The sequence below is a fragment of the Oceanispirochaeta sp. genome (assembly GCF_027859075.1).
In the GTDB taxonomy this organism is placed as follows: Bacteria; Spirochaetota; Spirochaetia; order DSM-2461; family DSM-2461; genus Oceanispirochaeta.
On the sequence record NZ_JAQIBL010000341.1, the window covers coordinates 1 to 9819 of the forward strand.

General features: G+C 43.1%; 8 protein-coding genes and 1 other RNA gene. All 9 read right to left on the bottom strand.

The genetic code is table 11. From position 1 onward, the window contains the following. A partial coding sequence (locus PF479_RS19185) for a TIGR03936 family radical SAM-associated protein (RefSeq protein ID WP_298010239.1) occupies positions 1-2258 on the bottom strand: 2258 nt, incomplete at its 3' end. A 152-nt stretch (positions 2259-2410) separates the two neighbouring features. Then, a complete protein-coding gene (gene rodA / locus PF479_RS19190; protein WP_298010242.1) occupies positions 2411-3739 on the bottom strand; it encodes a rod shape-determining protein RodA in 1329 nt (442 codons plus the stop codon). Then, entirely contained in the window at positions 3729-5597 is a 1869-nt protein-coding gene (gene mrdA, locus PF479_RS19195; RefSeq protein WP_298010245.1) for a penicillin-binding protein 2, read from the bottom strand. The genes rodA and mrdA overlap by 11 nt, the downstream gene beginning before the upstream one ends. A gap of 3 nt (positions 5598-5600) precedes the next feature. Next, positions 5601-6104: a rod shape-determining protein MreD gene (gene mreD, locus PF479_RS19200; protein ID WP_298010248.1), complete on the bottom strand. Its 504-nt coding sequence runs from the start codon at positions 6102-6104 to the stop codon at positions 5601-5603. Continuing rightward, on the bottom strand, positions 6101-6955 hold the full coding sequence (gene mreC / locus PF479_RS19205; protein ID WP_367277265.1) for a rod shape-determining protein MreC: 855 nt from the start codon (positions 6953-6955) through the stop codon (positions 6101-6103). Before mreC ends, mreD begins: the two co-directional genes overlap by 4 nt. A 12-nt stretch (positions 6956-6967) precedes the next feature. Beyond that, positions 6968-8014 (bottom strand): rod shape-determining protein, encoded by a 1047-nt coding sequence (locus PF479_RS19210; RefSeq protein WP_298010251.1) that lies wholly within the window; start codon positions 8012-8014, stop codon positions 6968-6970. Between the two features lie 58 nt (positions 8015-8072). Next, positions 8073-8993 carry a tetratricopeptide repeat protein gene (locus tag PF479_RS19215; protein ID WP_298010254.1) on the bottom strand — a complete coding sequence of 307 codons (921 nt, stop codon included), beginning with the start codon at positions 8991-8993 and terminating at the stop codon, positions 8073-8075. 133 nt (positions 8994-9126) lie between these two features. Beyond that, positions 9127-9481: RNase P RNA component class A (gene rnpB / locus PF479_RS19220), an RNA gene on the bottom strand. Between the two features lie 11 nt (positions 9482-9492). Next, on the bottom strand, positions 9493-9819 hold a 327-nt coding region (locus PF479_RS19225), incomplete at its 5' end, for a C4-type zinc ribbon domain-containing protein (RefSeq protein WP_298010257.1).

Below are 9819 nucleotides of genomic sequence, written 5' to 3' on the forward strand. Positions count from 1 at the left end.
GGTTCGGCTTCTCTTATCTCTTTCAAAAATTTTACGATGTTATTCATCTTTTTATTATGGAACCTGGCCTGAACATGAAGGCTCTTGCCCGTTATAGTAAAGGTATAATCGTCGTTCACACCCATTTCTTCGGCCTTATCCTGGTAAAATTGTATCATTGTGTCGTTGATCAGATCTGTCGTCCTACCCTCAGATAAGGGTGTCAGGATATACTCGGAACCTGCATATGAACCCATGAGTGTTTTCTTTTTGCGGTGCTTATCCTTCTGAAGCGGATAGAACTTCAGCTCATTCACAGTAAATCCTGCCGGCAGATATTCATTGACTCTACTCATCAGAAGCTCATCGCTCATATCAGGTCTGACCGGCATTTCAACACCCATAATTTCCTGGTCTCCCTGGATACCGAGGCTCAGAGGGTGAGCAAACTCAATCTTAGGTTTAGGATTGAAACCCTTTGTAAAGGACAGGTTTATTCCGCTGCACTGGAAGGCCCGTTCGAAAACATGAAGAGTATCCAGGTGGCCCAGGTATATGGCCTGGTCCTTTTTGGAAAAACCGAATACAACCTTGACTGAATCTTCTCCCAGATTATGTGTTTCTACATCCTCTGTTTTATCGATGGGAGGCAGATCGGGAAATATATGATCTTCAGGATATTTAACACTAATCTCTTTATTGCAGACACCACAGTTTCGCTGACAGTCCTCTTCACAGGGTTCCGTCATTTCTGAGTCTGCGGATTTACAATTTTCCCCGCTGAGATAGGATCGGCTGACCCGCAATGAAATGGAATCCCATGGCAGAGCTTCTTTCTCACCTCGTTCCCGGCAAATCTCATTTTCAACATCCCAGTCACACTCTTCGATGACTTTTTTCCAGATGGATCGATCGTGAAACTCTTCCCAGGCATCGAAGCGGGCACCATTTCTGAATACTTTTTCAAGAATATCCCCGGCTCTTCTGTCTCCCCGGCTTACAATGCCTTCAATAAAGGATGAATAGGGAGAATGAAAACCAAACTTGAAGTTTTTATTCTTCAGGCCGTCTTTCAGAGTCATGATTTCTTTCATCCCCTCCTGATCATTCATCTGACGAACCCTCTCATAGGGAGTATGGGGCTTGGGAATAAAAACTCCTGCATTGACATTGAATTTCATACCCGATTCAAACTGAAGCTCCTGAAGGAACTCTACAATGGCTTCGCTCTCCGATTTTTCGCCACATTCCACAGGCAGGCCGAGCATAAAATAAAACTTTGCCAGTTTCCATCCCTTCTTCTTGGCTTCTTTCAGGAGTTCCAGGATTTTGTCACGTGAAACATCCTTATTCAGGCCTTTCTGTCCTGCCGAATCAGGTGTTTCTACAGCAAAAGTAAGACCGCTCCTTCGTACCGTTGACAGTTCTGTAAGCAGATTCAGATTGAGGGAGTTCACTCTGAGTGAGGGCAGCTGGAAGGAAATATGCCTGGAGTGATATACCTTGTTGAGGTGTTCCACCAGAGGAAGCAGGCCCTTGTAATCACCTGAGGATAGAGAGGAAAGAGTTATATTTCTGAATCCGCAGCTTGAGACAAGGTGTTCGGCTTCTTCCAGGATATAGGAAACATCCTTTTGTCTAAAAGGTCTGTAGAAATATCCGGCATGACAGAAACGGCAGCCATTGGGACAACCCCTCATGATCTCAATAACCCCGTGCTCCTGCACCGTTGTCAGAGAGGCAATAGGAAGATTACTTCTGACCGCAATACTTTTCCCAAAATCGCTATAGATGGCCCGTAGGGTCTTCGTTTCCTTACCAGGCCACCAATAGGCCGGGTCTTGTCTCAGGATCTCTGACAGAGCTTCTTTGCCACCAGAACGGGCTTTGACCAGTGAGGCCGCATATTCATTGATAAAAACCTCACCTTCTCCAATATAGACATAGTCTACAAAGTCGCTGAAGGCTTCAGGATTTGTCGCTGCGGGTCCACCGGCAACGATAAGAGGATCACCAGGCCCTCGATCTTTTCTTCTCAGTGGGATGTGTCCCAGATCGAGTATATTGAGTAGATTGGTCAGAGTCAGTTCATATCCGATGGAGAATGCCAGAATATCCAGCTGATTCAGGGGAATTCCAGATTCCAGGGTAAAAAGAGGCAGTTCTTTCTTTCTCAGAACCTCTTCGAAATCCTGAGCCGGTGCAAAAACTCTTTCACACTGTATTCCTTTCACGGCATTGTAACGGTTGTAAAGGATTCTGATGGCTTGATTGGACATCCCTATCTCATACATGTCTGGAAAGGATATCGCCATTTTCAGAGGTTCATCTTTCTTGTAGATACACCCTAATTCACCACCCGTGTATCGGGCTGGCTTACTCACCCGAAGAAGTTCCCGGGAAAGTTCTTTATGTACTGTGATATTTGTCATTAATTTGCGTTTTTATATCGTCTGTGATACACACTTAAAAGGATGCCTATCCCGAAAAGAATGGTCCACAGCGATGATCCTCCATAGGATAGAAAGACAAGAGGAATGCCTGTTATGGGCATGATTCCTATAGCCATTCCGATGTTTATCATGAAGTGAAAGAATATCATTCCTACCATCCCGGATGCAATCAGGGAACCAAAGAGATCCCGTGATTTCAGGATAATATTGATGCATCTCCAAAATATTATAGAAAAGAGAATGATTATAAGGAGATTCCCCATAAAACCAATCTCTTCGGAGATAATTGAGAAAATAAAGTCTGTGCTTTGTTCAGGAAGATAGCGGTAGTGAGATTGTGTTCCCTGGAGGTAGCCCTTACCGAAGGCTCCCCCCGATCCTACAGCCGTAACCGATTGTATTATGTTCCAACCCGATCCTCTGGGATCAACCTGAGGATCAAGAAATACAATAAGCCGCATGACCTGATACTCTTTTAAGACCTTCCTGGCAAAAAAAGAGAGAACATAGGATATTCCTGTGACTGTCAGCAGGGATGAGAGCATATAAAAGTATCCCTTTCTGGTAAATCGATAGCCTACCATTGAGATGACCGCTATGGCCGCCACAGTCAGGCTGATGACAGTCATCACTTTTTGATCCGTAAAGAAAATGATTGAGTTACTGCCCGACTTGGATATGAACATGGTGTAATAAGGAAACATTGAAAAAAGAATGGTGAGAAGTCCCGTGGAAATCAAAAAAACAAGATAACGGCTTTTCCCACCGGCCATATACATGATGACAATAAAAATAGGTATAAAAACCATGGCCGTACCCAGATCCGGTTGGATCAGCACCAGTCCCATGGGAATGGCGATAATGAGGAGGGAAATGATAAATGTTTTCAATGATTGGATTGAATTACGGTTATTTTCAAGATAGCTGCTCAGGAACAATATGGTTGTCAATTTAGATATTTCTGAGGGCTGAATTCCAAGAGAACCAATTCCAATCCAGGATCTTGAGCCGTTGACGACCTGTCCAAAAGAGGCAGTCAAAAGGAGAAGAAATAAAACAATCAGGTAGAGCCAGGGAGAAAGAACCTTAAAGGTCTTATAATCCACAAAGGAAACTATCAATAACAACATGTCTCCGCTGATGACCCAGACTATCTGTTTCATATACTCACTGCTCACAACAATACCATTTGAATTGACACCACTGGAGTAGATAAAGAAAATCCCTATAACCATCAGAAGTTGAACAGAAATAAATAGAAAAAAATCAAATCCAAAGATGGAAGAGAAATTGAACTTAACCTTCAATTTGATCCTCCAGTTGGATATCTCTCGTGTACCACACTCCCCTTGATTTCATATATCTGATAGTTTCCTCATAATTCATTTTGCCGTAAATGCCCTGATAAATGATGTCTGCCGCCTTGGGAGCCCACCACTCCCACTCATTGGATGCTTCAATCATGGTGATAACCACTAATTTTTCATTCTTGTTGTCTTCCGTCCATGGCCCGTAGGAGGCAAACCAGGAGTGCCAGTTCTCTTTCAGTCCTACTTCTCCGGTACCGGTTTTTCCGGCTACTTTGACCTTATCGTTGAGAATAACAACTTCTGCCGTTCCCTCAGTGATGACCTTGCGTAAATAATTTCTCATTTTATATAGGTTTTCCTGGCTCAAATTCGTCTTTCTCAAGACTTCCGGTGTTATTTCCTCAACAATAGAGCGGTTGGATGTGTTTACAACCTGTTTTAAAAGATGAGGTCTGTAAATCTCACCATCATTAGCAATAGCCGCGACGACATTGGCGAGCTGCAGGGGAGTCACAGCCACAAATCCCTGTCCAATGGAGGCATTGAGAGTATCCCCTCCCGTCCAGGAGCTGTTATAGCTCTGTTCTTTCCAGGCAGGAGAGGGAACATTTCCTGCCACTTCTCCCTGCAGGTCGATTCCTGTCACTGCCCCCAGTCCGAAGGAGAGAGCGTACTCGGAAATTTTTTCAATCCCCAGGTTTTCAACACCCATGGTTCCGAAATAAATATTGCAGGATTCAGCCAGAGCTTCTCCCAGGTTGAGCTTTCCATGACCTGTCTTCTTCCAGCACAAAAATGTCCTGTTTCCCAGCTCCATGCTGCCTGTACAGTCTACCAGTCTATTTTCACTGACGGTACCCTCTTCGAGTAGAGCTGAAGCCATGAGTATTTTAAAGGTGGATGCAGGTGCATAGGAGGACTGAATCGCCCTGTTCAGGAAGGGAAAATCCGAATTCAGTGACAGGGCGCCGAAGCTTTCTGGTCCGGGCTGATTGAAGAGATTCGGATTAAAACCGGGATAGGAAACCAGGGCCAGAACTTCCCCATTTTTCGGGTTTAAAACAACAACAGATCCTTTTCGTAGACCCAAAGCTTTCTCAGCCAACTCCTGAATATGCCTGTCAATTGTGAGAACCAGATCATATCCGTTTTCGGGGGCTTGAATATTGCCCTCCTTATTCATCTGCTGTCCCTTGACATCTACGGTGTTAAAAATCTTCCCATTCTTTCCTCTCAGAATATGATCATATTGTTTTTCAATGCCGTTTTTTCCTAGAACAGAACTGGAGACATAGCCCCGATTGTACAGTACCTGCAGTTCTTCGTTGGTAATATTGCCAACGTATCCCAGGACATGAGCAATGGAGCCGGTTATATTATAAAATCTTTTAGGCTTGCTGCTCCATGTTATACCGGGGAATTGTTCAATATTCTCGGCAATTTCAGTAATCATTTCATAGGAAACACCATCGGCAATTTCGATGGGGATGTAGGAAGAGAAACGGTTATCAAGGAATTCTTTCTGTAGTTCATCCAGGGATATATTCAAAATTTTCGAAAGAACTTCAAGCATGGCGGGAAATGTAGTCTCATCTCCATCGGCGGAAATAAAATTGACTGCAAAGGAGTCCACGTTCATGGCTAGAGGAACATCCATATACCTGTCAAAAATACGGCCTCTCTGAGCCGGTATGATATTGGATCGCTGAGAGACAGCCTTGGCTTTCCGTTCGTAGATGAGGTTGTCTACAATCTGGAGGTTGAAGAGCTTGTAAATATAAAAGAACACAATAATCACAAAGAAAGAGCAGAGGACTAGAATTCTGGTTCTATTGATTTTATCTCTGGAATTCATGAATTAAAGGGTTTTCCTTTCTTTAAGGATTAAATCAAAGAAAATCTTAATAAGCTGAAACAAAAACGGGGCTAACAGGGCGTTCATCAGCAGCTCAAATCCGAAGGATGTTGTTATGAAAATCTTTCCAGAATATTCAACATTGAAAGTTTGCAGTATCAACCAGGATAAAGCCCCCTTGAGCAATGTCATCAATGAAACAGACAGAATAGGAAATAAAACAGGATCCATAATGAGTCTGTCATGAAAAAGACCGGTTAAAAATCCAATGATGGTCCTGATCAGACTATTGAATCCCAAGGGAGAAAGACTCAGGAAATCTTCCATCAATCCCGTGGCGAAACCGGTCATCTGTCCGCTTACACTTCCATAACGGATAGAGATATATACAAGAATAATCAGTGTTATGTCCGGAGTTCCCAGGCTCAATGTTATATATCTTGAAAGAGTCGTTTTGATCAGAATTGAAAAGATCATCAGCCCCAGTATGGTAAGTGATTTTTTCATTCGTTCTGCTCCGGTTTTCCCGTCAGGATAAATACAAACTCCAGATTACCGAAATCAATGGTTGGAGACACCTCAATCTCAAGAGATGTATCGTACTCTCTCGATGTAATGCTTTCAACTTTTCCGATATATATTCCTCCGGGATAAAGTGACTGCATTCCTGATGTGATCACCATATCGTTTACATTGATCTGTGCAAGAGCTGTCTTTTTTACATAATCCATAATCAGATGATTTTCTGTATCCCCCAATCCACTGATCAATCCTTCATACCTTGAATACTGAAAACGTGAGGCTACATAGCTGGTACTGTTATATAGGGGGATAACCTGAGACGAATTAAACCCTGTTTGAATAACCTTCCCCACAAGGCCGATGACACCGTTTTGATAGGCTGTTACCGGCATATTCTTGCTGATGCCGTCCAGGCTGCCCTTGTCTATGATAAAGGATGAAAAAAGATTAACCGGATCCTTGCCGATAATTTTGGCCGGTATATGAGCCAGATCCAAGGACTTGGAAAATCCTAACTGCTCTCGTAATAGCGCGTTTTCCTGAATAATTTCCTCAAAATTTCTATTCATTTCCTGAAATTCATTCAGTTTAGCCAGTGTCTGATCGTACTGATCTTTGAGATGTTTCAGTTCATTAATCGAATTCACCGTATCTGTCACCCAGGTAATCGTTCCATGAATACCCTGCTGAAACAATGATAAAACACTCATTCCCACAGATTTGGGTGAAAGCAACATCATATTTGTTGAAAATATGAGAATTAGTATATTAAGAGCTATAAGTATCAGAAAGGACGGGACTCCCCAGAATCGATTGCTTCGCTGATTTATTGCCATTTATGATCGCTTTTAAGAGTTCAAATTATCATAAATACTGCGATTGCTGTTTGCCCCTTTGGCATAATCAAAGTACATTCCTGCACCTAAAGCAACACAAAGGAGGGGATTTTCAGCCAGAATAACAGGAACACCCGTTTCCTTGGACAGCAGTTTCGGCAATCCCTTAAGAGCAGATCCACCGCCGGTCATGACGATTCCTCTCTCAACGATATCCGCTGCAAGCTCGGGAGGAGTCTGGCCCAAAGTTCTCTTCACCTCTTCTACAATGGCATTGATTGGTTCCTGAAGGGCTTCTCTGACCTCTACTGAATCAATTTCAAGACGCCTTGGAAGGCCGGTGATTGCATCTGTTCCTTTAATCTCCATCTTTTCAATCTTATTATCCGGAGAAGCATTTCCAATGCTGATTTTTAATTTTTCAGCAGTCTGCTCCCCGATAATCAGATTGTGTACAGTTCGGACATGCTTGATTATGGCAATATCAAAGCCATCTCCCCCCAGTCTGATGGCATTGGAGACAACCATACCACCGAGAGAAATGACAGAAATTTCTGTTGTTCCGCCACCAATATCAACAACCATATGTCCTGCCGGCTCAAAGATTGGTATATTAGCACCAATGGCTGCAGCCAGTGATTCTTCGATTATTTTGACTTCTCTCGCCCCTGCTTTGAAGGCGCTCTCTTCCACGGCTCTTCGTTCCACCTCTGTAATACAGGAGGGTACACCAATAACCATTCTCGGTTTGATAATCCATCTTTTAGGAAGAACCTTTGCAATGAAATACCGAAGCATTTTTTCTGTAGTTTCAAGGTCGGCAATGACACCGTCCCTTAAGGGTCGGATGGCAATGATGTCTCCAGGTGTCTTCCAGAGCATTGCCTTGGCTTCAGTCCCCACGGCAACAACTTTTTTTGTTCCCCGCTCTACAGCCACGACTGAAGGCTCGCTGCAGACAATTCCTTTTCCCCTGACATATATTAGAGTGTTGCAGGTTCCCAGATCAATACCGATATCAGTTGAGAATCCGTCGAATAGTTTCTTTGATCGAGCCATAATTCCTCCCAGGAATACTTAACAAAGTTATTTTTAGATAATGTATGTTCATACTTTATCAGTTATATAGTCTAAGCCGTGCACCCCGGTGCTCCGGATCAATCCTTAAGGTCTGGTGCCAATAGGACCGTGCCGATTGATTTTCCTGGTTGAGAAAATTTATCTCACCCAGTAGAAAATAGGCCTCTGCCACGGTCGGGTCTAAATCTGTAAGAGTTATAAATGTCTCTTCGGCCCTCTTCAGATTTTTTATATCATAATAAAGTTTTCCCAGATGAAAAAGCCCTTTTTTTCTTAAAGATTCATCACTTGTCTCTTCAATGAGGATTTTATAGTATTCAGCGGCTTTATCATATTCCCCGAATTTGAAAGAATCTTCAGCAATTTTAAGATAAAGCCTGTCTGATTGGAATTTTTTCAGGGCAGTTTCATAAGATTGTATGCTCTTTTCATAATCATCAAGGTATGAATAGGCTTCTCCCAAAAACTCATAACTGTCCTGGTTTTCATACCCTTCATCCATAGCTTTCTGCAGGTATTTGATGGAAAGATCGGCATAATATTTCCCTTTATAGAGGTATGATTTACCCAGAATATAATAAACCAATTCAATTTGAGGGATATCCTTAAGGATCAAAGCTTTTCTAAGGTCCAGAATTGCTTGATTCAGATAGACATTGACTTCATCAACCGATATCTGTGAGATGGCTTTATGATAGCCGGCAAACCCGGAAAATATCAGATTGTATGGGTCCATGGGATTAATTTCCAGGCTGGTCCCGGTCAGTTCGAGAATGGAATCATAATCTTGTAAATTCCATAAACGGATCAAGTTTAAATCTGTCGGCTGGGCCTTGAGTTGCCTATTGAAGAAAATTGAGCCTCGGAATATACCCCAGACAGCCATGCACAGAAGCATCACTGTCAAGATAAGGGGTAGAATAATTCCTTTTCGGGATGGATGACTCTTTTTAAACACTCTTGCCCCATAAAAGATTTCTCCACCATAAAGGCAGGAATTCTAAATCCGATAATGTCATTGCACCATAAGCAATTTTTAAGTCTTATCACGGGGAACTCCCGGAAGTCAGTTTGGAATCCAACTCTGGATAGAAAAAAACAGATCGGTAAGCCGGGTTCTGTCTTAGGACTGCCATCTATCTTATTTCCGGGTTACCCCGGAACTCTAGCAATCTACCCGTAGACTTTAGGCGAGAAACCCGGTCTACTGCTTGATTTTGCTCCTGATGAGGTTTATCGTGCCTCCTGTCGTTGCCGAAGGAGCGGTGGGCTCTTACCCCGCCTTTTCACCCTTACCTTCTGACATGCAGAAGGCGGTTTGTTTTCTGTGACACTGTCTGTCATCCCTAAAAAAGGAATGCCCGGGAGTTACCCGGCATCATTCTCTATGGAGCCCGGACTTTCCTCCGGAGGAACAAGCCCTCCGGCGGCAGTCTGACCTGTTAAAATTTACATTACTAATCCAGATCGAAATCATCAACCAGATCGGAAAGTCCACCCATTTCCTGGGCAGTGAATACTTCCTCTGACGGCTGATCATCACTCTCATCACTGTGAAAAAGGATACGACTGCAGTAAGGGCAGAAAAGAATATCCTCACCCTTGCGAACATCGTTCACAAATTGACCCGGAAGGATCATGTGACAACCAGTACAAATACCGTCTAAAACAGGAACGATTCCCAAACCGGATTTATTTCTGATAATTCTTTCAAACTTAAAAAGAATCTCTTCATTCATACCGGGAACGACGCTGGCTTCTTCTGATTTGAGTCTCTTGAGCAG

Excerpts from the sequence above, each read along its gene's own strand:
- mreC (WP_367277265.1), bottom strand. The coding sequence starts at position 6,955 with ATGGCAATAAATCAGCGAAGCAATCGATTCTGGGGAGTCCCGTCCTTT.
- mrdA (WP_298010245.1), bottom strand. The coding sequence starts at position 5,597 with ATGAATTCCAGAGATAAAATCAATAGAACCAGAATTCTAGTCCTCTGC.
- mreD (WP_298010248.1), bottom strand. The coding sequence starts at position 6,104 with ATGAAAAAATCACTTACCATACTGGGGCTGATGATCTTTTCAATTCTG.
- PF479_RS19210 (WP_298010251.1), bottom strand. The coding sequence starts at position 8,014 with ATGGCTCGATCAAAGAAACTATTCGACGGATTCTCAACTGATATCGGT.